18 protein-coding genes are annotated in these 22,804 nt (G+C 71.3%); 16 read left to right on the top strand and 2 right to left on the bottom strand.

All coding sequences use genetic code 11. From position 1 onward, the window contains the following. Window positions 1-159: 159 nt before the first annotated feature. A complete protein-coding gene (locus VIS07_07675; protein ID HEY8515376.1) occupies window positions 160-1,257 on the bottom strand; it encodes an ATP-dependent 6-phosphofructokinase in 1,098 nt (365 codons plus the stop codon). A 102-nt stretch (window positions 1,258-1,359) separates the two neighbouring features. Between VIS07_07675 and aroE the strand changes: the two genes are divergently transcribed. The 16 genes from aroE to VIS07_07595 all read left to right on the top strand — a co-directional run bounded on the left by aroE (window position 1,360) and on the right by VIS07_07595 (window position 21,414). Next, window positions 1,360-2,235, top strand: a complete 876-nt coding sequence (gene aroE / locus VIS07_07670; protein HEY8515375.1) for a shikimate dehydrogenase — start codon at window positions 1,360-1,362, stop codon at window positions 2,233-2,235. A 290-nt stretch (window positions 2,236-2,525) separates the two neighbouring features. Further along, complete coding sequence (locus tag VIS07_07665; GenBank protein ID HEY8515374.1) at window positions 2,526-3,776, top strand: GDSL-type esterase/lipase family protein; 1,251 nt, start codon at window positions 2,526-2,528, stop codon at window positions 3,774-3,776. A gap of 250 nt (window positions 3,777-4,026) precedes the next feature. Then, window positions 4,027-5,775, top strand: coding sequence for a type IV-A pilus assembly ATPase PilB (gene pilB, locus VIS07_07660; protein HEY8515373.1), 1,749 nt, complete (start codon window positions 4,027-4,029; stop codon window positions 5,773-5,775). Window positions 5,776-6,189: 414 nt separating this feature from the next. Then, window positions 6,190-7,290: a type IV pilus twitching motility protein PilT gene (locus tag VIS07_07655; GenBank protein HEY8515372.1), complete on the top strand. Its 1,101-nt coding sequence runs from the start codon at window positions 6,190-6,192 to the stop codon at window positions 7,288-7,290. 39 nt (window positions 7,291-7,329) lie between these two features. Further along, window positions 7,330-8,553, top strand: coding sequence for a type II secretion system F family protein (locus tag VIS07_07650; protein ID HEY8515371.1), 1,224 nt, complete (start codon window positions 7,330-7,332; stop codon window positions 8,551-8,553). Beyond that, entirely contained in the window at window positions 8,550-10,748 is a 2,199-nt protein-coding gene (locus tag VIS07_07645) for a sigma 54-interacting transcriptional regulator (protein HEY8515370.1), read from the top strand. Before VIS07_07650 ends, VIS07_07645 begins: the two co-directional genes overlap by 4 nt. Window positions 10,749-11,431: 683 nt before the next feature. Next, the gene (locus VIS07_07640; protein HEY8515369.1) at window positions 11,432-11,782 is read left to right on the top strand and encodes a prepilin-type N-terminal cleavage/methylation domain-containing protein; all 351 of its coding nucleotides are present in this window, start codon (window positions 11,432-11,434) and stop codon (window positions 11,780-11,782) included. 93 nt (window positions 11,783-11,875) lie between these two features. Next, entirely contained in the window at window positions 11,876-13,507 is a 1,632-nt protein-coding gene (locus VIS07_07635; GenBank protein ID HEY8515368.1) for a hypothetical protein, read from the top strand. Further along, entirely contained in the window at window positions 13,504-14,952 is a 1,449-nt protein-coding gene (locus VIS07_07630; protein ID HEY8515367.1) for a hypothetical protein, read from the top strand. Before VIS07_07635 ends, VIS07_07630 begins: the two co-directional genes overlap by 4 nt. 22 nt (window positions 14,953-14,974) lie before the next feature. Next, a complete protein-coding gene (locus VIS07_07625) occupies window positions 14,975-16,039 on the top strand; it encodes a phosphatase PAP2 family protein (protein HEY8515366.1) in 1,065 nt (354 codons plus the stop codon). 10 nt (window positions 16,040-16,049) lie between these two features. Further along, the gene (locus VIS07_07620) at window positions 16,050-17,861 is read left to right on the top strand and encodes a tetratricopeptide repeat protein (protein HEY8515365.1); all 1,812 of its coding nucleotides are present in this window, start codon (window positions 16,050-16,052) and stop codon (window positions 17,859-17,861) included. 46 nt (window positions 17,862-17,907) lie between these two features. Next, entirely contained in the window at window positions 17,908-18,669 is a 762-nt protein-coding gene (locus tag VIS07_07615) for an A24 family peptidase (GenBank protein ID HEY8515364.1), read from the top strand. Between the two features lie 98 nt (window positions 18,670-18,767). Then, the gene (locus VIS07_07610; GenBank protein ID HEY8515363.1) at window positions 18,768-19,304 is read left to right on the top strand and encodes a GspH/FimT family pseudopilin; all 537 of its coding nucleotides are present in this window, start codon (window positions 18,768-18,770) and stop codon (window positions 19,302-19,304) included. Further along, window positions 19,297-19,680, top strand: a complete 384-nt coding sequence (locus tag VIS07_07605; GenBank protein ID HEY8515362.1) for a prepilin-type N-terminal cleavage/methylation domain-containing protein — start codon at window positions 19,297-19,299, stop codon at window positions 19,678-19,680. Before VIS07_07610 ends, VIS07_07605 begins: the two co-directional genes overlap by 8 nt. A 68-nt stretch (window positions 19,681-19,748) precedes the next feature. Continuing rightward, window positions 19,749-20,345 carry a hypothetical protein gene (locus VIS07_07600; GenBank protein HEY8515361.1) on the top strand — a complete coding sequence of 199 codons (597 nt, stop codon included), beginning with the start codon at window positions 19,749-19,751 and terminating at the stop codon, window positions 20,343-20,345. A gap of 28 nt (window positions 20,346-20,373) precedes the next feature. Continuing rightward, window positions 20,374-21,414, top strand: a complete 1,041-nt coding sequence (locus tag VIS07_07595) for a hypothetical protein (protein ID HEY8515360.1) — start codon at window positions 20,374-20,376, stop codon at window positions 21,412-21,414. On the opposite strand, the gene VIS07_07590 is transcribed toward VIS07_07595, so the two are convergent. Beyond that, a complete protein-coding gene (locus VIS07_07590; GenBank protein HEY8515359.1) occupies window positions 21,302-22,582 on the bottom strand; it encodes an SGNH/GDSL hydrolase family protein in 1,281 nt (426 codons plus the stop codon). The genes VIS07_07595 and VIS07_07590 overlap by 113 nt on opposite strands. Window positions 22,583-22,804 lie beyond the last annotated feature (222 nt).

Genomic DNA, 22,804 nt, shown 5'->3' with positions numbered 1-22,804 from the left:
GACGGGACGGACTCTGCATGCGAGCCGGGCCCGCTTATCCGGGGACGCCCGTCCCTTCAATCCCCGGGGCGGTCGTCGCGCCGCTCGTGCGTGCCGACCGCCGCGGTCTCGCGTGGTCCCGCGTAGCCCGAGTCGCGCCGCGTCGCTGCGCCGCCGGCGTCAGTCGCCGAGGCAGATGCCGAGGCCGCGCGCCGTCTTGATCAGGTTGTGGTCGAGGTTGACGTTGCGGTAGCGGCTGATCGCGTCCTTGATCGGGATCGCGACGATGTCGTCCGCGCGCAGCGCGACCATGTAGCCGAACTTGCCCTCGGCGACGAGGTCGACCGCGGCGACGCCGAAGCGCGTCGCGAGCAGGCGGTCCATCGGCGTCGGGATGCCACCGCGCTGCAGGTGACCGAGCACGCAGACGCGCGTCTGGCGGAAGCCGCGCGCCTCGAGCTCGTTCGCGAGCCACGCGCCGACGCCGCCCAGGATCGGGTTCGGTTGCCCGGGCTGACGCTCCTTCACGGTCAGCGCCGTGCCGCCGCGCGGGTACGCGCCCTCCGCGACCACGATGATCGCGAAGTGGCTGCCCGCCTTGCGGCGCCGCTTGATGTGCATCGCGATGCTGTCGACGTCGAACGGGATCTCCGGCAGCAGGATGGTGTCGGCGCCGCCGGCGATCCCCGAGCACAGCGCGATCCACCCGGCGTCGCGGCCCATGACCTCGAGGATCATCACGCGGTCGTGGCTCTCCGCGGTCGAGTGCAGCTTGTCGATCGCCTCGGTCGCGGTCTCGACGGCCGTCTGGAAGCCGAAGGTCATCTCGGTCGCGTCGAGGTCGTTGTCGATCGTCTTCGGCACGCCGACGATCGGCAGGCCCTTCTCGTAGAGCGCTTGCGCGATGCGCTGCGAGCCGTCCCCGCCGACGCTGATCACCGCGTCGACCCCGATGCGGTGCAGACGCCGGATCAGCTCGTCCGAGCGGTCGACGATCTCGTAGGTGCCGTCGGGACGCCGCACCGGGAACTCGAACGGTCCGCCGGTGTTGCTGGTCCCGAGGATGGTGCCGCCGCGCAGGAGCAGGCCGCGCACCGAGGCGAGGTCGAGCGGCACGATGCGCATCGGGTCGTCGAGCACGCCGTTGAACGCCTCGACGCTGCCGATCACCTGCCAGTCGTAGCCCTTGATGGCTCGCTTCACCGCCGCGCGAATGACGGCGTTCAGGCCCGGGGCGTCGCCGCCGCCGGTCATGATCATGACTTTCTGGATCTCCACCGAACGCTTCCCCGTCCCTCCGTTCGAGTATAGACGGCTCACCCGACGAGAAAACTGCGTTGGCGGTTGCCGGCGTCGTCGCGTGCGGTTAGATGCGCCGCGATGGCGGCCTCGGTGCCGATCACGGCGACGACGCGCATCGTGGGGGTGATCGGCGATCCGATCGCGCACTCGCGCTCGCCCGCGATGCACAACGCGGCCTTTCGCGCGCTCGGGCTGCCGTACGCGTACTGTGCGTTCCGCGTGCGTCCGGACGAGGTCGCGGCGGCGGTCGCGGCCGTGCGCGCGCTCGACCTGGTCGGGCTCAACGTCACCATCCCCCACAAGGAGGCGGTGATCCCGCACCTCGACCGCGTGACACCGCTCGCGCGTCTCGCCGGCGCGGTGAACACGATCGTGAATCGCCGCGGCGTGCTGCTCGGCGACAACACGGACGTCCCGGGGCTCGCGCTCGCGCTCGACGAGGCGGGCGCGGCGCGCCGGGTCGCGACGGCGGTGGTGATCGGCGCCGGCGGCTCGGCGCGCGCCGCCGTGGTGGCGCTCGGGCGGCGGGCGTCGCGGGTCGTCGTCGCGGCGCGGCGGGTCGAGCGCGCGCAGGCGCTGATCGAGGAGCTGCACCGCGGCGTCCGTGCGCGGCTCGAGGCGGTGCCGCTGTCCGAGCTCGCGCCCGGCGGGCCGGGTGTCGACGCACACCTCGCGCGCGCCGGGATCGTCGCCAACGCGACGCCGGTCGGCATGAAGGGCGAGGCGTTCGTGCCGTTCGACTTCGCCGCGACGCCGCGCGACTGCTTGTTCTACGACCTGGTGTACACCGAGCGGCAGACGTCGTTTCTCGCCGGCGCGGCGCGCGCGCGACGTCGCGGCGTCAACGGCCTCGGCATGCTGCTGCACCAGGGCGCGCTCGCGTTCGAGGCGTGGACCGGCGTGAAGCCGCCGCTCGACGTGATGCGCCGCGCGCTGCGCGCCGCCGCGCGCTGAGGTCGCGAGGGCTCGCCGCCGACGCAACGACCTCGCTCGTGCGCGCGCGGGCACGCGTCGGCGCCGTTCTCTGGCGGCGTGCGCGCGACGGTCAGCCGTTGTCCGCTACGGACGTTTGACTGTCGCGGGTGGTGTCAGTAAGAAAAACCAGCATCCGGAGCGTGCTCACTCCAACCCTTCCGCTGGCCCCTACAGAAGGAAACTTCATGCCGCGCGCCGACGGTGCCCGCAGCCCTGCTGCGTCTGCCATTCCTTCTCCCATCGGGCGAGGCGCGCGGGGAGGACGGTGCGTGCAGCGCGCGAAGATTCTCGCCGCAGCGGCCGTGCTCGTGCTCTCGGCCGCGACGGCCGCGGACGCGCGGCTCGACGTCGTCGCGCGGCTCGACCTGCCGGGCAGCGCGCGTCCGACGAGCCTCGTCGCCGACGCGACCGGCCGGCTCCTCTACCTCGCCACCTTGCGCCGTCCGCGTCACGACGAGCTCTACGCGATCGACGTCGGACCGGACGGTCGCGACGCGCAGCTCGCCTGGTCGCTCGAGATCGGCGCCTCGGTGCACGCGCTCGCGATCGACGGCTCGCGGCTCTATCTCGCGACCAGCCACGACGCCGAGGAGCTCGTCATCGTCGACACCGATCTGCGCAGCCGGGTCGGCTCGTTCGACGCGCCGGGACGCGCCGATGGCTTGCTCGTCGAGGTGCTCGAACCGGGCGTCGTCCTGCTCGGGCGACGGCGCAGCGCGGATCCCGAGTCCTTCCGTCTCGACGTGCGCGACCCCGCGAACGTCGTCGTGCTCGAGGCCAGCGAGGCGCGAAGGAGCGCGTGGCCTGCGAAGCCGGAGCCGCTGCCCCGCTCGTCGTACCGCGGGCGGCTCGTCGGGCGCATCGACCGTCCGAGCGAGCACGGCGTCCTGCACTACGTCGCGGTCGGCGACCGCAAGGCCGAGCTCCAGATCCTCGAGGACCGGCCGCCGGTGCGCTTCGCCGACGTCGATGGCGACGGGATCTACCGCCTCGGCTGCCTCGGCGACTCGAACACCGTCGACCACTCGGAGCAAGCGAGCTGGTGCACGCTGCTCGCCGCGGCGATCGACGATCCGACGTTCGAGGTGATCAACGTCGCCGTGGCCGGGGCGACGGTGACGAAGAACCTCAAGCTCGACTCCGACGCGACGTCGCAGATGGCGCAGGTGCTCGCGCACCGGCCCGACGCGGTGGTGCTCGCCTTCGGCACCAACGACCTGTTCCAGCTGAGATCCCCGGCCGTGATCCTCGCCGCTTACCTGGCACAGGAGGCGAGGGCGCTCGCGGCCGGCGTCGCGTTCTACGTCGCCACGACGCCGCCCCACGCAGCCTGTCGCAACCGTGGGTGCCTGGCGCTCGAGGAGACGAACCGCCTTCTCCGCGAGAGCTTCCCCGGGCGCCTGCTCGAGTTCTTCGACGGCTTCACGGCGGAGCATTTCCTGGCGGACGGCTACCACCTGAACGAGGCCGGCCAGCGGCTGCGCGCCGAGCGCGCCTTCGAGCTCTTCGCGCTGCTCTGAGCGCGCGCGAGACGCGCGCGACGCTCGCGCCGCGTGCCGGCGTCGCCGCGCGCTCCGTTGCGTCACGACGCACCGCGCACCGCGGATCATGTCTCGCGTGACATGGCGTGCGAGCAGTTCCGCGCGTATCCCGCAGCGCACACCGTGCGCTTCGCTGCGCGTGCGCGCAGCGATCGGGCCCATGACGCACGCTCATAAAGCGTCAACGATCGGGTGCCGAAGATGGAAGCGAGGTCTCAAGGCTGCACGCATGGAAGCGATTGCCAGAACACAACAACACGCCGAGCCGGCCCGCGCCCACACGGTCAGTAGCCGGATCGGTGAGCTGCTGCTGAAACAGGGTGTCATCACCCCGGCCGACTTGCGCGTCGCGATGGGTCGACTGCGCGAGTCGGGCGGTGCGCTCACCACCTACGTGGTGAAGCACTGCGGCGTCTCGGAAGCCGAGCTGCTGACGGTGCTCCAGGAGGAGTACCACCTGCCGGTCGTCGATCCGGCCGGGCTCGACATCCCGCCCGAGGTCATCGACGTCCTGCCGGCGGTGCTCGCGAACAAGTACCACATCGTCCCCGTGAGCCTGTCGCGCACGACGCTCACGCTGGCGATGGCCGACCCGTCGAACTTGATTGCGATCAACGAGGTCAAGTTCCTGACCGGGTTCGACGTCCGCGCCGCGATCGCCGGTCCGCTGTCGATCGAGCGCGCCATCGAGCGCTACTACGATCGCGCGATCAACTACGGCGACGTCCTCTCGCAGCTCGGCAACGAGGACATGGAGGTCGTCCAGACCGAGGAAGAGGTCGACCTCAAGCAGCTCGAGAAGGCGACGGAAGAGGCGCCGGTCGTCAAGCTGGTGAACGCGCTGCTCACCGACGCGATCAAGAAGCGCGCTTCCGACATCCACATCGAGCCGTACGAGCGCATGCTGCGCGTGCGCTTCCGCGTCGACGGCGTGCTGCACGAGATCATGCAGCCGCCGCTGAAGCTCAAGAACGCGATCATCTCGCGCATCAAGATCATGTCGTCGCTCGACATCGCCGAGCGCCGTCTGCCGCAGGACGGACGCATCAAGGTGAAGGTCGGCGGCGGCGGCGAGATGGATCTGCGCGTGTCGACCCTGCCGACGCTGTTCGGCGAGAAGGTCGTCATGCGTCTGCTCGACAAGAGCCAGGTCCAGCTCGACATCAACAAGCTCGGCTTCGACCAGCGCGCGATCGATCTGTTCCGCTCGGCGATCAACAAGCCGTACGGGATGATCCTCGTCACCGGCCCGACCGGTTCCGGTAAGACGACGACGCTCTACTCGGCGCTCAGCGAGCTCAACAAGGTGGGCACCAACATCTCGACCGCCGAGGATCCGGTCGAGTACAACATGGTCGGCGTCAATCAGCTCCAGGTGCACGAGGACATCGGGCTGAACTTCGCGACCGCGCTGCGCGCGTTTCTCCGTCAGGACCCCGACGTCATCATGGTCGGCGAGATCCGCGACTTCGAGACCGCGGAGATCGCGGTCAAGGCGGCGCTCACCGGCCACCTGGTGCTGTCGACCGTGCACACCAACGACGCGCCGTCGACGATCAACCGACTGCTCAACATGGGCATCGAGCCGTTCCTGATCGCGTCGTCGGTGAACCTGATCATGGCGCAGCGTCTCGCGCGCGTCGTGTGCCCGAAGTGTCGCGAGCCGCACGAGGTGCCGGCGCGCGTGATGATCGAGCTCGGCGTTCCCGAGGATCAGGCGAAGGACATCATCGCCTACAAGGGCAAGGGCTGCTCGTACTGCGGCAACACAGGCTTCCGCGGCCGCACGGCGCTCTACGAGATGATGGCGATGACCGAGCCGATGCGTGAGCTGATCCTGAGTGGCGCATCCGCCATCGAGCTCAAGCGCCAGGCGATGGCCGACGGCATGAAGACCCTGCGTCAGAGCGGCATCGAGAAGGTGTGCGATGGCGTGACGAGCGTCGAGGAAGTGATGCGCGTCACGATGAACGATTGAACGAGGGGCACGCGCCCCTCGCCCCACGCGGCAAAGCCGCGCGGGGTCCCACTCCCGCGCTCGCTTCGCTTCTCCGCGCGCTGACGCGCGCGGAGAAGCGCGCCGCTGACGTCGCGGCGAAGCTGCACGCGGTCTGGCTCGGTGCTCGTCTCGCTCGGCGAGCGCTAACGCGTGCGCGATGAAGACGCGCGACATGCGTCGCTCGTCCTCGCGCCCAGCTCGGCATTCTCCTTCACCCGCACCGTTAATCTCGTAACGCCATCGCTTCATCTGTGCCGCTCTCGGCGGCGTGTCGGTCAAGAAAATCACGCAAGGAAGCGATGTGCCTTCCTCTTTCCGGTGGCACTTGCCTTGCACCAGCCCACGTCGCGCCGGTGTCACCAGCGCACGCGACGATCGATCGGAGGAAGCCGCATGCAGATGCACGAGCTGTTCGAGCAGATGACTCAGCAGAACGCATCCGACCTGCACATCACGGCGGGTGCGCCGCCCATGGTGCGCGTGCACGGCGACGTCGTGCCGTTGCCGTACGACCCGCTCGACGCGAACGCCACCAAGCAGCTCTGCTACAGCGTCCTCACCGAGCAGCAGAAGAAGAAGTTCGAGGAGGAGAGCGAGCTCGACTTCTCGTTCGGCGTGCAGGGCCTGTCGCGCTTCCGCGGCAACCTGTTCGTGCAGCGCGGTGCGGTCGGCGGCGTGTTCCGCGCGATTCCGCAGTCGGCGCCGCCGCTCTCGCAGCTCGGGCTGCCGCCCGCGGTTCAGAACCTGATCAAGCTGCCGCGCGGCCTCATCCTGGTCACCGGTCCGACCGGCAGCGGTAAGTCGACGACGATGGCCGCGATGATCGACCAGATCAACGAGACGCGCGCCGAGCACATCATCACGGTCGAGGATCCGATCGAGTTCCTGCACCCGCACAAGAAGTGCATCGTCAACCAGCGCGAGGTGTTCGCCGACACGCACAGCTTCGCGGCCGCTCTCAAGCACATCCTGCGTCAGGACCCCGACGTCGTGCTCGTCGGCGAGCTCCGCGACCTCGAGACGATCGAGGCCGCGCTGACCATCGCCGAGACCGGCCACCTTGTGTTCGCGACGCTGCACACCAACTCGGCGGTGCAGACGATCAACCGCGTGATCGACGTCTTCCCGGCGGGACAGCAGGCGCAGGTGCGCGCGCAGCTCTCGCTCGTCCTCGAGGCGGTGATCTCGCAGACGCTGCTGCCGCGCGCCGACGGCCGCGGCCGCGTCATGGCGTGCGAGGTGATGATCCCGAACCCCGCGATCCGCAACCTGATCCGCGAGGAGAAGGTGCACCAGCTCTACTCGCAGATGCAGGTCGGCCAGCAGAAGTGGGGGATGGTGACGCTGTCGCAGTCGTTGCTCGATCTCGTGCAGCGGCGGCTGATCACGCCGGAGGCGGCGCTCGAGGCCGCGACCGAGCCGGAGGAGCTCAAGCAGATGCTCGGCATGCGGGCCGCGACCTCGCAGGCGGGGCGGGTGACGATCGCGCGGTAGGCCGAGAAGCCGGACGGGCGGGGAATGGGGGCGGAGTAGATGCCGGTCTTTGCGTACGAAGGGCGGACCGCGAGCGGAAAGATCCTCCGTGGCAACATGGAGGCGCCGTCCCGCGAGGCGGTGATCAACCGCCTGCGCGCGCAGCGGATCCAGCCGATCACCAACAAGATCCGCGAGCGCGGCAAGGGCCTCGACCGCGAGATCACGCTGCCGGGCTTCCGGCCGACCGTCAAGCCCAAAGACGTCGTCGTCTTCACGCGTCAGCTGACGACGATGATCGACGCGGGCATGCCGCTCGTGCAGATCCTCGACATCCTCGCGAGCCAGTCGGACAACAAGACCTTCGCCACGCAGATCCGCGACGTGAAGGAGTCGGTCGAGGCGGGCTCGACGCTGTCCGAGGCGCTGCGCAAGTTCCCGAAGAGCTTCGACGAGCTCTACGTCAACATGGTGCAGGCCGGCGAGGTCGGCGGCATCCTCGACACGATCCTGGGACGCCTCTCCGTCTACATGGAGAAGATGCTGTCCCTGAAGCGCAAGATCAAAGGCGCGATGATCTACCCGGCGACGATCGTCACCGTCGCGGTGATCGTCACGATGATCCTGCTGGTGTTCGTGATCCCGGTGTTCGCCGAGCTGTTCGCGAGCTTCGAGCAGGAGCTGCCGCTGCCGACGCAGATCGTTATCAACCTGTCGAACTTCGTCGTCGCGAACCTGCACTTCATGGTCGGAGCCGTGGTGATCGCGGTGGTGGCCCTGCGCTACACCTACCGGACCGAGCGCGGACGGCTCTACCTCGACCAGGCGATGCTGCGCTTCCCGATCATCGGTGAGCTGATCCGCAAGGCCGCGATCGCGCGCTTCTCGCGCACGCTTGGCACGCTGGTCTCGTCGGGCGTGCCGATCCTCGACTCGCTGACCATCACCGCGCGCACCGCGGGCAACAAGGTCGTCGAGCGCGCGGTCTTCGCGATCCGCGAGAGCATCAGCCAGGGACGTACGATGCTCGAGCCGCTCACGCAGAGCGGCGTCTTCCCGCCGATGGTCTGCCAGATGGTCGGCGCGGGCGAGATGACCGGCGCGATCGACCAGATGCTCCAGAAGATCGCAGATTTTTACGAGGAGGAGGTCGACGTGGCCGTAGCGAACCTCACCGCGCTGATGGAGCCGCTCGTGATCGTCGTTCTGGGAACCGTCATCGGCGGTCTCGTGATCGCCATGTACCTGCCGATCTTCCAGCTCGGCTCGCTGTTGTCGTCATGAGCACCGTCGACGAGCAGGCCTTCCGCGACGAGACGCTGCGCGAGCGTCTGCGCATCCTTCTCTTCGCGCGCGTCCTCGTCGTCACCGTCTTCCTCGCGGCCGCCGGCGCCTACCATCTGAGCGTGGCCCGCCCCGGCAGCGTGATCGGCTCGGCGACGTTCTTCTGGATCGCCGTCGCCTACGCCGTGACGCTGGCGTCGGCGCTCGTCGTGCGCGTCGTGCCGCGGCCGCGGCTGTTCGCGTACGCGCAGATGGTGCTCGACGTCCTGCTGCTGACCGGCGCGATCGAGCTCGCGCGCGGCGCGGGCTCGCCGCTCGCCGTGCTCTACGTGCTCGCGATCGCCAACGCCGCCGGTCTGCTGCTCATGCGCGGCGCGCTGGTGAGCGCGCTCGCCGCGTCGATCGCCTGGGCGTACTTGACGGTCGACGCCGCACGCACCCTGGGCGAGAGCATGCTGCTCGACGCCGTCGTGCCGTCGCTGCTCGGCTCGAGCTGCTTCATCTTGATCGCGGTCATGATGGGCTCGCTGACGCGCAAGCTCGCCAGGACCGAGCGCGAGCTGTCGCTGCGCGACAGCGAGGTGCGCCGTCTCGAGGGTCTGCACAGCGCGCTCGCGAACGGCCTCGAGAGCGGCCTGCTGGTCGCGGACGTGACCGGCCGCGTGCGCTCGGCGAACCCCGCGTGCCAGCAGATCCTCGGCCACCCGATCTCGTCGATCCTCGGACGCGAGGTCACCTGGCTCATCCCGCTGCTCGCGACGTCGGAGGATCAGGACGAGGGCCGCGAGCACCGCGAGTGCGAGTACCGCGCGCCCGACGGCGGCGCGAAGCGCCTGCGCATCAAGCGGACGCAGCTCACCGATACCTACGGCAACGGGATCGGCGAGCTCGTCTTGCTGCAGGACGTGACCCGCATCCAGGAGCTCGAGGAGCGGCTCGCGCGCGACGAGCGCTCGGCGCTGCTGCTCGACGACGAGCCGGTCGCCGACGAGCGCGACCCCGCCACCGAGCCGACGGAGGACGAGCGCGACGGCATCGTCGGCGCCTGCCAGGCGATGCGCGCGGTGTCGAAGCTGATCGACAAGGTCGCGCACGCCGACGCGACGGTGCTCGTCACCGGCGAGAGCGGCACGGGCAAGGAGCTCGTGGCGCGCGCGATCCATCGGCGCAGCGCACGCGCGAACGCGCCGTTCGTGGTCGTCAACTGCGGCGCGATCCCCGAGAACCTGATCGAGAGCGAGCTCTTCGGCCACGTCCGCGGCGCCTTCACGGGCGCGATCGCCGACCGGCCGGGGCTCTTCCGCCGCGCGCACGGCGGCACGATCTTCCTCGACGAGATCGGCGAGCTGCCGCTGCAGCTCCAGGTGCGTCTGCTGCGCGTCCTGCAGGACCGCATGGTGATGCCGGTCGGCGGCAACACGCAGTTCGCGGTCGACGTGCGGGTGATCGCGGCGACCAACCGCGTGCTCGAGGACCTCGTCAAGGAAGGCCGCTTCCGCGAGGACCTCTACTACCGGCTGGCGGTGATCTCGATCCACGTGCCGCCGCTGCGCGAGCGCGAGGGCGACCTCGAGCGTCTGATCGCGCACTTCGTGCGCAAGGCCGCGGAGCGTCACGCGAAGCCGGTGGCGCGGGTCTCCGGCCGCGCGATGGAGCTGCTGCTGCGCTACAAGTACCCGGGCAACGTGCGCGAGCTCGAGAACGTGATCGAGCACGCCGTGACGCTCGCCGACGGCGACACGATCCGCGAGGTCGACCTGCCGGAGGCCTTGCGCGACGCGGTGACGCTGCGCGCGGCGACGCTCGCTGCGGCGCCGGCGGTCGCCGAGGCGCAGGCGGCGGCGTCCGAGAACGGGCTCGGCGACCGGGTCGACGACGGCCTGGCGCGCGCCTCGTCGAACCTGCTCGCCGGTCGCGAGGCGCTGCGTGACGCCTTGCGCGACGCGCCGATCGTCCTGCCGATCGACGAGGGCGAGGGAGCGAGCCTCGACGACCAGCTCGCCCGGCGCGAGAAGGAGATGCTGCTCGCCGCGCTCGCGCGCGCGTCCGGCGTGAAGAAGAAGGCCGCGACGCTGCTCGGGATCAACTACCGCTCCTTCCGCCACCGGCTGCAGAAGTACGGCCTCGACGCGCACGGCGACGAGATGATGCCGCGGCTGAGTTCCACGCCGCTGCCGCGCGAATCGGGTCACTGAGCGGCCGCTGCGGCCGGCAAACACCGCGCTCCGGCGTCCGTGACGGTCGGTGCCGGAGCGCGCCACGCGCTCGCACGCTCGAGCTCCGCTCGATTCCCGCGCGAGCCGCTCGCGAGCGGCTCACGAGCTGCGCGCGAGTGCCGTTGCCGCAACGCGGCACGACTGCCGCGCAGGCATCTGCGCGCGCGACGCGCGTGGGTTGCGCTCGTGACGTACGTGCGCGTGCTCGTTCCTCACGTGCGCGTGCTGGTGCCGCGCGTCTTTGCGCGCGCGAAGCCGCGTGATTCGGCGTGTTCCGCGCGTATCGCGTCTGCGCTGCGGCCTGGCGCTGCGGCTTGCGCGCCGAGTCGCGACGCGCGTGCCGCGCGTTTCGCGTCGCCGGCGAGTGACGCAAAGGGGCACCGTCGAGATCTTGACGGCAACGATGCGTCACTCGTTGGTCGCGACCGCCACGGAAGCGCCACTGAAACGTCGGCGTGACGCTTCGACGCAGCGGCGGGTCTCGGCTGGAGCAAGAGAAAAACTCGGAAATCCAAGGAGCCGCGTGAGGCCGGCGCGTTCCAGGGTCGTGGCACCACGCTTGCTCCCCGGCCGGCCCAGCAGCCTCGCCACAGCGGCGACGGCGAAGAGCTTAGAGCGCAGGCCGAAGGGCGGCAGGGCGCGAGCGAATCGGGAGGTAGGAGATGAGGAACGAGAAGGGCTTCACGTTGATCGAGCTTCTGGTGGTCGTCGCGATCATCGGCATTCTGGCGGCAATCGCGATTCCGCAGTTCTCGGAGTACCGCAAGCAGGGCTTCAACGCTCGCGCGTCGTCCGACCTGCGCAACCTCGCGACCGCCGAGGAGGCGTACTTCGCGGCCAACGCGGCCTACACCTCGAACGTCGAGCAGCTCACCGGCTTCAAGCAGTCGCCGGGTGTGACGATCAACATCTCGCCGAGCGACAACACCTTCACGGCGTCGGCGTACCACGTCAACGGCGACAAGACGTTCAACTGGGACTCGGCCAACGGCGGTCTGCAGAACGCTCCGTGACCTGACGTCATCCTCGTTGGATGAGGCGGCGCCGGTCCTCCGGGATCGGCGCCGTTTCTCTTGGCTGTAACCGGGGGCGGGAAGGGGACGGAGATGGATCTCGAGACGACGAAGCCCGGAGCCAGCGCAACGGCGCTCGCGGTGCTCTTGGTGCTCGCTTCGGCGCTGCACTTCCTGGGCGGCAACATCGCCGACCCGGATCTGTGGGGTCACCTGCGCTACGGGCAGATGATCCTCGAAGGTCACGGGCTGCCGCGCGAGGACGTCTTCTCGTACACCGCGCCCGGCGCTCCCTTCTACAACCACGAGTGGGGAACCGACCTGCTGTTCGCCTCGATCTTCGCGGTCGCGGGCTCGGCGGGTCTCGTCATCTACAAGCTGCTGGTTTCGGCGGGCATGCTGCTCGCCATGTGGGACGCGAGCCGGTCGCTCGCCGGCGAGGTCCTCGGACGGCGGCGCCTGCACCCGCTCGTGGTCGCTGCGTGCATGATCGCGGCGCTCGCCGTGATCTCACCGGGCGCGACCTTCCGACCGCAGCTCGCGACCATGCTGTTTCTCGCGGTCGAGACGGCGCTCCTGCTGCGCGGCGACCGCCGACTGCGCGAGAGCGACGTCGTGCTGCCCTGGCAGCTCGCGGTGCTGCCGCTGGTGATGGTCGTCTGGGCGAACCTGCACGGCGGCTTCCTGGTCGGGCTCGGCATGCTCGGCTGCTACGGCGCCGCGACGCTCGCGCGCGAAGCGTTCGGTCGCATGCGTGGCGTGCCGACCGATCTCTCGCTGCGTCAGCTCGGCGCGCTGTGCGCGCTCGGTCTCCTCTGCATCGCAGCGCCGCTCGTGAATCCGTACGGCGTCGAGCTCTACGTGTACCTGGCAGAGACGCTCGACATGCACGACCAGATCAGCGAGTGGTACCCGATCGAGCTGCTGTCGACGGAGTTCTTCCGCTTCAAGCTGCTCGTCGTCGTTTCGGTCGCGGCGATCGCGCTGCTCATCGAGCGTCTCGGGCGCGATCTCGTGCGCACGCCGCTCGCCTGGCTGGTGCCGTTCCTCGCGGTCGCGACGCTGGCGTCGTTCCGCCACCAGCGTCACACGGTGCTGTTCGGCATCGCCGCGATGCCGGTGCTGGCGGTCGCGGCCGACGAGGCCGTGCGGATGGTGCTCGTGCGCTGGCCGACGCTGCGGCTGCGCCGTCCGGTGCTCGCGGCGATCGCCGTGGGCGCCTTGGGCGTCGCGACCCTGCAGCTCTCGTGGTTCGGTCAGAAGCTCGCGCGCGACGGACTCTCGATCCGCTACGGGCGCATCGACTACCCGGTCGACGCGGTCGAGTTCCTGCGCACGCACGACCTGCGCGGCAACGTCGCGTTCCCGTTCGAGTGGGGCGCCTACGCGATCTCGAAGCTCGCGCCGGAGTCGCGCGTCTTCATCGACGGTCGCTTCGAGGCCGTCTACCCGCCGCAGGTGATCGAGGACTACTTCGCCTTCATGAACGGCACCGAGGGCTGGGAGCGTTTGCTCGACGAGTACCCGACCGAGATCGTCGTCGTGCAGCGCTGGCGCAACATCCACCCGCGGCTCTTCGCGCGGCCGGACTTCGCGTACGTCTACTCGGATCCGGCGGCGCTGGTGTTCGTCCGTCGCACGCCGACCACCGAGGAGGCGCTCGACCGGCTCGCGTCGGGGGCGAACCGCCTCGACTTCCCGCGCCACCCGACCGTGTTCCCATGAGCGAGCGGCTGGCGCGAGCGGTCACGTCGACGCGGGCGGGGGCGCTGCTTGCCGCCGCCGCGGTCGTCGTGCAGACGCTCTGGCTCGCGCAGCGCTATCCGTCGGCCTACCTCGACGCCGACCTGCTGTCGTACCTCGCGTACTGGCGTGATCTGGTCGCCGGTGCGCCGCAGCCGTTCGGCTACACGGTGCCGAAGCCGCTCCCGGTGCTGCTCTTCGGGCCGCTCGGTGATCCGCGCCTCGCGTTCGCCGTGAGCGTGCTGATCGCCGCCGCGGGCGGCGCGTTCGCTCATCTGGTGGTGCGCCGCGCGTTCGGCGTCGTCGCGGCCTGGATCGCGACGCTGCTCTACGTCGTCGACCCGATGCGCGGCGTGCTGACGCTGCGCTCGAGCGCCGACCTGATCGTGGGGGTCGCGCTGCTCGGCGCGGTGCTCGCGCTGCAGCGTCGCGCGGTGGTGTGGGCGGGGGTCGCGATCCTGCTCGCGGCGCTCGGCAAGCCGCTCGCGATCGCGTGCGTGCTCGTGCTGCCGCTCGCGACGTTCGCGAGCCCGCGTCGCCGCGTCCTCGCGATGCTGCTGCCGCTGCTCGCGCTGCCCGCGGCGTCGTGCCTCGACGCCGCGCTCGCCGGACGTCCCGTGTGGATGGGCCTCGTGCGTCCGACGCTGCCCGACGAGCACGAGCTGTTCGTCCGCGTCGCGCAGGCGCGCGTGCTGGGGCTCGGCGAGACGGTCGATCTCATCGTCAAGCAATGGTTCGGCGGCACCCTGTTCGCGCACACGTGGCCGCTCGTCGTGCTCGGGCTCGCGGCGTGGGCGCTGCTCGTGGTGCGTCAGCGCGCGGAGGGTCGCGCGGCGACGCTGGCGCTGGTCGCGGTGCCGCTGCTGCTCGCGCTCGCCTACCTCGGGCTCGCGGCGCTGCACCCGATGGTGATGTTCACGCGGTTTTTCTGGCCGCTCGCGCTGTGCGCGTCGCTGGTCGCAGCGGGGGCGGTCGCCTGGGCGGCGGAGCGTCTGCCGGTCGCGCGCCCGCTGCGCGTCGCTGCAATGGTGGCGCTGGTCGCGGCGCTGCTCGTCGACCGCATGGAGGACCACCGCTGGCGCGCGACGCTGATGCTGCGTCCGTTCGAGACGCATGCTGCGCTCGCGGGACAGGCGGTGGAGGCGATCGCGCACGACGCGGCGTGCGACGGAGCGGCGCTCGTGCCGCTCGCCTATCTGCCGCTCGCCGCGTGGCACGCGCCGGACAAGCTCAAGCGCGGACAGCTCTGCGCCGTCGAGGATTGGGCGGAGGGTCGCGGCTGCGCGGCGCCGACGTGCGTCCTCTTCATCCCGGACGCTCCGACCACGGAGCGGGCGCGGCAGGCGGTGGCGAACCTCGTGCGGGAAGGGTTCGTCGTGGAGGTGGGGGATGAGTCCGGAGCTCTCGTCCGGACGGGCAACGGCTAGTCTCGGCCTGGAGGAGCGCGCGATGCGTACGCGCAGGCCGCCCTGGCGAGCCTTCCGCGTGGCGCTCGAGCGTGCACTCACGGGCTGGGCGGCGCGCTGCGTGGCGCTCACGGCGGTCTACGTCGCGGCGGGCTACGTCGTCACGGCGGCGCTCGGGCTGCACCTGCACTGGCCGCTCTCGGAGCTGATGCAGCAGGCGAACTTCATGATGTTCGTCGCCTACGTGCCGCTGACGCTCGGGTGGCTGGTGGCCGCGGGCGGTCGACAGGGAGCGTTCTGGCAGCGCTGCCGGACGTTGCTGTTCTCGCCGGTGTTCTTCCTCGAGCTCGTTGCGGCGCTGGTCGTCGTGCACGCGACGCTCGCGGTGTCCTCGAACCTGCTCCAGTACCTGCCGGCGATCAACGAGCGGCTCCACGACTCGCCGCTCTGGCGTCTCGACGCGTGGCTGCACGGCGGCTTCGAGCCGGCGGTGGTGGCGACCGAGTACGCGGCGGAGCACGGGCTCCTGCCGTGGCTCGACGAAGCGTACGCTATGCTTGACGGAGCCTCGCTCGTCGTGCCGGTGCTCTTCCTGATCTCGGCGCGGCTGCGTCCGGTGCGGGGGCGCTTCTTCTTCGCCTATTCCCTGGTATCGATCCTCGGCTTGGTGCTGGCGGTCGCGTGGCCGACGCTCGGTCCCGCGCTCTACCGCAGCAGCCGCTTCGTCTGGCTCGACCAGGCGCTGCACACGCAGCACCTGCAGCAGGTCCTGCTCGAGGCCTACGCGCTCTTCCGCACGGACCCGGGCCGCTACGCGTTCGGCCTCGATCAGGGCATCGCCGCGCTGCCGAACCTGCAGGTCGCCCAGCTCGCGCTGTTCGCGATCGCGGCGGTGCGGATTCCCGCCCTCTCGTTCGCGCTGTGGCTGCTCGCGGCGCTCTCGCTCGCCGCGTCGCTCGCGCTCGGCTGGCACTACGCGGTCGCTGGCTACGCCGGCGTGCTGCTCGCCGTGCTCGCCTGGGGGCTCGCGTCCCTCGCCGTGCCGCTGCAGCGCCCGGACCGCGACGTCGTCGAGCGCACGCTGCCGCGACGCTCGGCGGTCGCGTGACGGAGCGCAGGTGAGCGAGCGCGCGAGCCTCCGTGTCGCGGCGCTGACGGTGTTCGCCGCCGGCCTGCTGATCTACGTCAACACGCTCTGGAACGGGTTTCCGTTCGACGACGCGATCCAGGTCGAGCAGAACCTCTACGTCCGCAGCCTGGCGCACCTGCCGGCGGTGTTCTCGCAGTCGACGTGGCCGGGCTACGTCTACCGTCCGCTGCCGACGCTGACCTACGCGCTCACCTGGGCGCTCGTCGGTCCGGAGCCGTGGCTCTACCACCTGACGAGCGCGCTGCTGCACGCCGGCGTCTCGGTGCTCGTCCTGCTGCTGCTCGCGCGATTCTTTGCTCGACCGGTCGCGCTGCTCGGCGCGCTGCTCTTCGCGCTGCACCCGATCCACGTCGAGGCGGTGGCGAGCGTCGCGAACCGGACGGAGCTGCTCGCGGCGTTGCTCGGCATCGGCGCGGCGCTGCTCGTCGTGCCGCGCACGGAGCGCGCGGACGGACGGTTGCCGGTCGCGCGGCTGGTGCTCGGCGCGGCGGCGCTCTTCGCGGCGCTGCTCGCGAAGGAGAGCGCGCTGACGATCGCGGTCGCGGTGCCGCTGCTGGTGGCGGCGCGGGCCGAGGTCGCCGGTGCGTCGGGCGTTGCGCTCGGCGAGCGCTGGCGTCGCGTCGCGCGCGGCAGCGCGGCCCCGCTCGCGGCGCTCGCCGTCGGTGCGCTGTGCTTCTTCGTCGTCCGCCACGCGGTGCTCGGCGGTGACGTGCTGTCGCGCGCCGTGATCGCGCCGATCGACAACCCGCTCATCGCGCGCGACGCGCCGTCGCGCGTCGCGCACGCGCTCGCGCTGCTCGGTCGCTACCTCGCGATGTGCGTCTTCCCCTGGCGGCTCAGCGCCGACTACAGCTTCGGCACGCCCGGGCTGTTCGACGGCGTCGGGGCGCCGGCGCCGCTGCTCTGGCTCGCGCTCTGCGCGGCGCTCGCGGTCGCGACGGTCGTCGGCATCGCGCGCGGCTCGCTGCGCCTCGCGTTCGTCGGGCTCTGGTTCTTCGGCACGTTCGCGATCACGTCGAACGTGCTGCTGCCGATCGGCGCGGGGTTCGCCGAGCGCCTCGCGTACGTGCCGAGCGTCGCGGTGTGTGCGCTCGTCGCGTGGCTGCTCGTCGAGCACGCGGGCCGGGTCGTGCGCATCGGCGGAAGCGTCGCGCTGCTCGCGGCCTACGCCGTGCTGACGCTGTCCTACAACCGGGTCTGGCACGACGACGCGACGCTGCTCGCGTACGAGATGCGGACGTCGCCGAGCGCCAAGGTGCAAGCGGCGTACGGCAAGGTGCTGCTCGATCGCGGCGCGCACGACGAGGCGCGCGCGCTGTTCCACGCCGCGCTCGACGCGTATCCGCGCCACATGATGGCGGCGTACGGGCTCGGTCTCGTCGAGCTGAAGGAGGGCCGTCCGGACGCGGCGCGCGTCTGGCTCGAGAAGGCGATCGAGCTCGACCCGGGGCATCCTCCGAGCCTCGTGCTGCTCGGCCGGATGCGCTTTGCCGACGGCGAGATCGACGAGGCGGCGCGTCTCTTCGTGCGCGCGCTGAACTCGGACAACAAGAGCTTCGATGCGAAGCTCGGCATCCTCGCGGCGCTGCTCGCGCGCGACAACCTCGCGCAGGCGGCGCCGCTGCGCGACGAGCTGATGGCGCTCTCGCCGCGGCACGCGGAGCTCTTGGCGCTGAGCGCCGAGCTCGACCGCAGGCTCGCGGGCGCGGGCGGCCGTAGCGGCGCGGGCGGCGACGACGCGCGTCGCACCGTCGCCTTGGCCGGCTCGGGGGGCGCATGACATTCTGCGGCACAAGGTGCGGGGAGAGGACCTGATGATGGGCGCAATGGCGCTCGCCCTCGGAGCGGCGACCGGAAGCTTTCTCAACGTCGTCATCCATCGGTTGCCGCTGCGGCAGTCGGTGGTGGCGCCGCGCTCGCACTGCACGAGCTGCGGGCGGACCATCCCCTGGTACGACAACATCCCCGTGCTGAGCTGGTTCCTGCTGCGCGGGCGCTGCCGCGCGTGCGGGGAGAAGTTCTCGATCCGCTACCCGATCGTCGAGGCGCTGACCGGCGTGCTGCTGCTGGTCCTGTCGCTCGAGTTCGGCTGGGGGCTCGGGCTCGCGTTCGCGTTCTACTTCGTGTGCAGCCTGCTGGTCGTGACCTACATCGACCTCGACCACCGCATCATCCCCGACCGCGTGACGCTGCCCGGGATCGCGGTCGGTCTGCTGCTCGCGCTGGTCGCGCCGGCGGAGGTGCGCTGGTCGGCGGTGCAGGCCTGGGCGCTCGGGGTGCTGATCGGCGGCGGCGTCCTGTGGCTCGTCGCCTGGGTCTACGAGCTCGCGACCGGCCGCGAAGGCATGGGCGGCGGCGACATCAAGCTGCTCGCGATGATCGGCGCCTTCCTCGGCTGGCAGGGCGTGCTGGTCACGCTGCTGGTCGCGTCGCTGCTCGGCTCGGTGATCGGGACGGCGTTGATGCTCGCGCGCGGCGGCGATCGGCGGCTGGCGATCCCGTTCGGCCCGTTCCTCTCGCTGGGCGCGCTGATCACGCTGCTCTGGGGCGACCGGATTGTCGCCTGGTACATGAATACTCTGGTTTGACGCGCGACCCCTTGCGCCGAGGATCCGCGATCGGCTAGAGGCACGTTCTCCCCCTCGCCCTCGTTCGATGGCCGCCTGAGCGCGGTCGTGGAGCGGGCATGGGAACGTGTCGTGAGGAAGGGTGGGGCGCGAGCCGGCGCGCGTGCCGGCGGAGCGGCGCGCGGAGAGCTCTCGGCGGCGGCTTCACGCTGCTGTCCGCGGCGAGAGCGTCGGCGCTGGGCGAGCGTGGCGCGAGCCTGATCGAGACCGTCGTCGCGGTGGCACTCGTCGGCGTCGTCCTCGGCGTCGCCTGGCCGAGCCTCGCGAGCTACCGCGAGGCCGCCGAGCTGCGCGCGGCGACGCTGCGTCTCGCGGCGGCGATGGCGCGCGGTCGGACGGCGGCGTTGACCGAGGGACGCACCTGGCTCCTGCGTCTCGACGGCCCACGCCGCTTCGTCCTGTCGCCGCTCGACGAGTCGCTCGACGCGCCGCCCGAGGAGCTGCCGCCCGACACCTTCGTCGCCGACGCCACCTCGGGCGGCGACGTCCGCTTCTTCCCCTCTGGCCTCGCCGACAACGCGACGTTCACGCTCGGCGCCGGCGACCAGCGCCGTCGCGTGATCGTCAACCAGCGCGGGAGGATCACCGTTGAATGAGGCGAGAGCGAGGGAGCAGGGTTTCACGCTGGTCGAGGCGCTGGTCGCGGTCGCGCTGATCGCGTCTGCGGGTGTCGTCGCGAGCACGGCGGCGCTCGCGATGCTTCGCCTCGAGCGCGCCGCGCACGCCGAGGCCGCCGGGCTCGCGGCGGCGTCCGAGAAGCTCGAGGAGCTGATCGCGACGCGGCCCGCCGATCGGCGCAGCGGCAACGACACGACGGTGCTCGATGGCGTCGCGGTGACGCGCGTCTGGCGCGTGCTCGACGATCAGCCGGCGCGCGACCTGGTGCGGCTCGAGGTGACGTCGCGCTGGGACCATCCGCAGCTCACGCTGCTGACGCTGGTCGCGGCGGCGCCGGGAAGGAGCGCACCGTGAGCCGGCGGAGATGGGGAAGATGGGATGGTTGGGCTGCGCGGCGCCGGCGCGGGAGCGTCCCGCGTTCGTTGGCAGGACAGGGCGGTTTCACCGTCGTCGAGCTGCTGATCGGGTGCCTGCTCGCGACGCTGGTCGTCGGCGCGGGCATCGAGCTGCTGCGCGTGCAGGTCGCGGTCGCGCGGCGGCTGCAGGCGAGCCTCGCCGCGACCGGCGGAGCCGCCTGGGCGCTCACCGTCGCCGCGCGCGACGTGCAGGTCGCGGGCAGCGACCCGCGACGCAGCGGGATCGAGGCGCTGTCCGCGGCGGACGGCGGGCGCGTCGTGCTGCAGCACGATCGCGACGGCGACGGCACGGTCGACCTCGCGAGCGACGAGCGCATCATCCTCGACCGCTCGCCGAGCTCGGGCGGTCGCTTCGTGCGCTGGCTCGGCAACCAGTCGATGAGCATCGCCTCGCTCGTGCCCGCGGGCGGTCTTCGCCTGCGCTACTTCGACGAGGCGGGCGCGGAGATCCCGTCTGGCGGCGCGGAGCTCACGGCCGAGGCGCGCGATCGCGTGCGCCGCGTCGCGCTCGAGCTCGACGTCAACGAGCAGGTCGGCGTGGTTGCGGCGCAGGCGCGGCAGCGCACGGCGGCGGCGCTGCGCCTGCGGCTCGAGGGGCGCTGACGTGGCGTCGCGGGGAAGCGGGACGCGCGTGGCGCGTGACCAGCGCGGCATCGCGCTGCTCGGCAGCATCCTCGTGCTCGCGCTGCTCGCGTCGGTGACCGGCGCGACGCTCTGGCTCGTGCGCAGCGAGCTCTGGGTCGCGGGCAGCGCGCGGGCTCGCGAGCAGGCGCGGTACAGCGCCGAGGCGGGCGTCTGGCACGCGCTCGCGGTGATCGCGCCGGGCACGAGCTTCGAAGACCTCGTGGCGGGCACCGGTGGGCTGTCGGACGCCTCGGATCCCGGGCCGCTGCCGATCGGCGGTGGCGGCTTCGTCTTCTTCCCGGGGCCGCCGTTCGGCTACGGCGTGACGGTCGCGGCGGACGCGGACGAGCGCGTGCGCCTGCGCTCGTCCGCGACCGCGGTGCGCGGCGCGCAGCGCGTGGTACGCGCCACGATCGGACGCGAGGTGGAGCCGTACGCGCCGGCGGCGCTCGTCGTCGCGTCCGGCGCGGTGAGCGTCGCCGCCGCGCTCGAGGGGCTGCCGCCGGAAGCAGGCGGGATTTTGCTTGACGCAACGCAGCCCGGGGACGGCGCGCAGGCCGCGGTGGGCGCGTCGACCGTCGAGCTCGCGGAGCTCGCGCGCAGCACGCTGGCCGGCGCGGGCGCGACGCTCGCCGGGGCGACGCTGCGGCGTCGCGCGCGGGCGTTCGACGTCGCGGCGTTCGCGCTTGCGACCGGGCTCGCCGAGCAGGATCCGTCGGTGCTCGCGGCGGTGCAGGGGGTGTCGGGCGCTCCTGCTGCGCTCGTCGTGCGTCCGGGCGCGGCACCGGGTCTCGTCGGCCACGGCGTCGTCCTCGCACGCGGCGCGCTCGACCTGCAGGGCGCCGTCGACTGGCAGGGCGTCCTCTACGTCGCCGGCGAGCTGCGCATCTCGGGCGCGCCGTGCCGCATCACCGGAATGGTGTGGGCGGAGAGCGTCAGCTTCGCGAAGGGTTGCTCGGTGCGGTTTGGCTGGCCGGAGATCCTGGCGGCGGACTCGGCGCTGCGTCTGCCGCGTCGTCCGACGCTGCTCGCGCTCGACGATGCTTGACGCCGAGCCGGGACGCGAGCAGGCGGGCGAGCACGGCGTGGCCGTTCGCGTTCAGGTGCCGCCACTGCGGGTAGTAGGTGTGCTGACCCGCGCGGGCGAGGCGACGTGAGGCGCGCGCGAGGGCGGGCAGGGCGTCGATCACCTCGATGCCGTCGGCCTCCATCGCGGCGCGCAGCACGCGCTGCGGCCGGCGGAAGTCGGCGCCGCTCTCCTGCAGGCGGCGGCGCAGCTCGCGGTCGTTGTAGACCTCCACCTGCCAGAGCTCGGGGATGATGAGCACGACCGGCTCGGCGCCGATCGCGCGCGTCTCGCGCGCGACCTCGCGCATCAGGCGCACGGTGAGGTCGAGCCGCTGCGCGTCCTCGGGGCTGAGCTCCGCCGTGTAGACCGACTGGGCGAGCGCGACCGACGGCTGCACCGCCGAAGCACTCCGCACGCTCCAGTCCTTGCGCGAGATCTCGGCGATCGCGTTGAGCACCGCCGAGCGGCGCATGACCGCGCGGTAGCCCTCGATCAGGGCGTGCATCGCGCGCGAGTACGGCACCGGTACGCCCTCGAGCCGCAGCGAGCCGTCGTCCTGCACCGTGAAGTACGGCTTCGGGTACTGGAACGTGCCGCGGCTCGTATTGTCGCGCAGGTCGTTGCCGACGAAGGTCGCGAGCACGACGACGTCCGGACGATAGCGCTGCGCGTCGCTGCGGAGCGCGAGGAGCTGCTGATCCGTTCCCCAGCCGGGGCACGAGAAGCTCAGCGCCTCGGTGTCGCCGCCGTCGAGCCGCGCGACGAAGGTCTGGTTGTCCGCGACGCCGTCGCCCCAGGTCTGCGAGTCGCCGAGGAATGCGATCCGCCGCCGACCCGGCACGCGCTCGACCGGGTGCAGCGGCCCGCGCTGGCCGGCCGGGTTGATCGTCACCCAGGTGAGGAACTCGTCGCCGCCGTACGGCCCGGCGACGCCCGGCCGGTTGCGCCAGCCGAGCAGCGGATCGGGCTGCGCGAAGTACACGCGGTTGCGCATGTGCGGGCGGAACTCGAAGCCGACGAGACGCGCCACGACCTCGCCGGCCGCGAGGCCGAGCGCGACGCCGGCCAGGATCAGCGCGACCCGGGTGCGAAGACGCAGCGTCGCCCTCGAGGAGCGCGTCGATCCTGCCGAAGTCTCATCCGGCATTCGCATGTTCCTGTCGCGCAGCAGACGCGCGGTGGAGGCGTGATGAAACGCGCGCTCCGTCAAGAAAATGCCGCTGCTGTGCCGCGCGTGGCAGCGAACCTACTGAAAACGGTCGGCAGGGCAAGGGTTTGTGCGCGCAACGCGGCACCCGCGGGCGGAACATCGCTTGCAAACCGCCCCGGCCGGGAGGGTGTAGGTGGGTTGCCAAGCGAGAGCCGGTCG

This window comes from Candidatus Binatia bacterium, from assembly GCA_036563615.1.
In the GTDB taxonomy this organism is placed as follows: domain Bacteria; phylum Desulfobacterota; class Binatia; order UBA12015; family UBA12015; genus DATCMB01.
The sequence above is the reverse complement of the archived record's forward strand: the minus strand, read 5'-3'. Positions and strand labels throughout refer to the sequence as shown.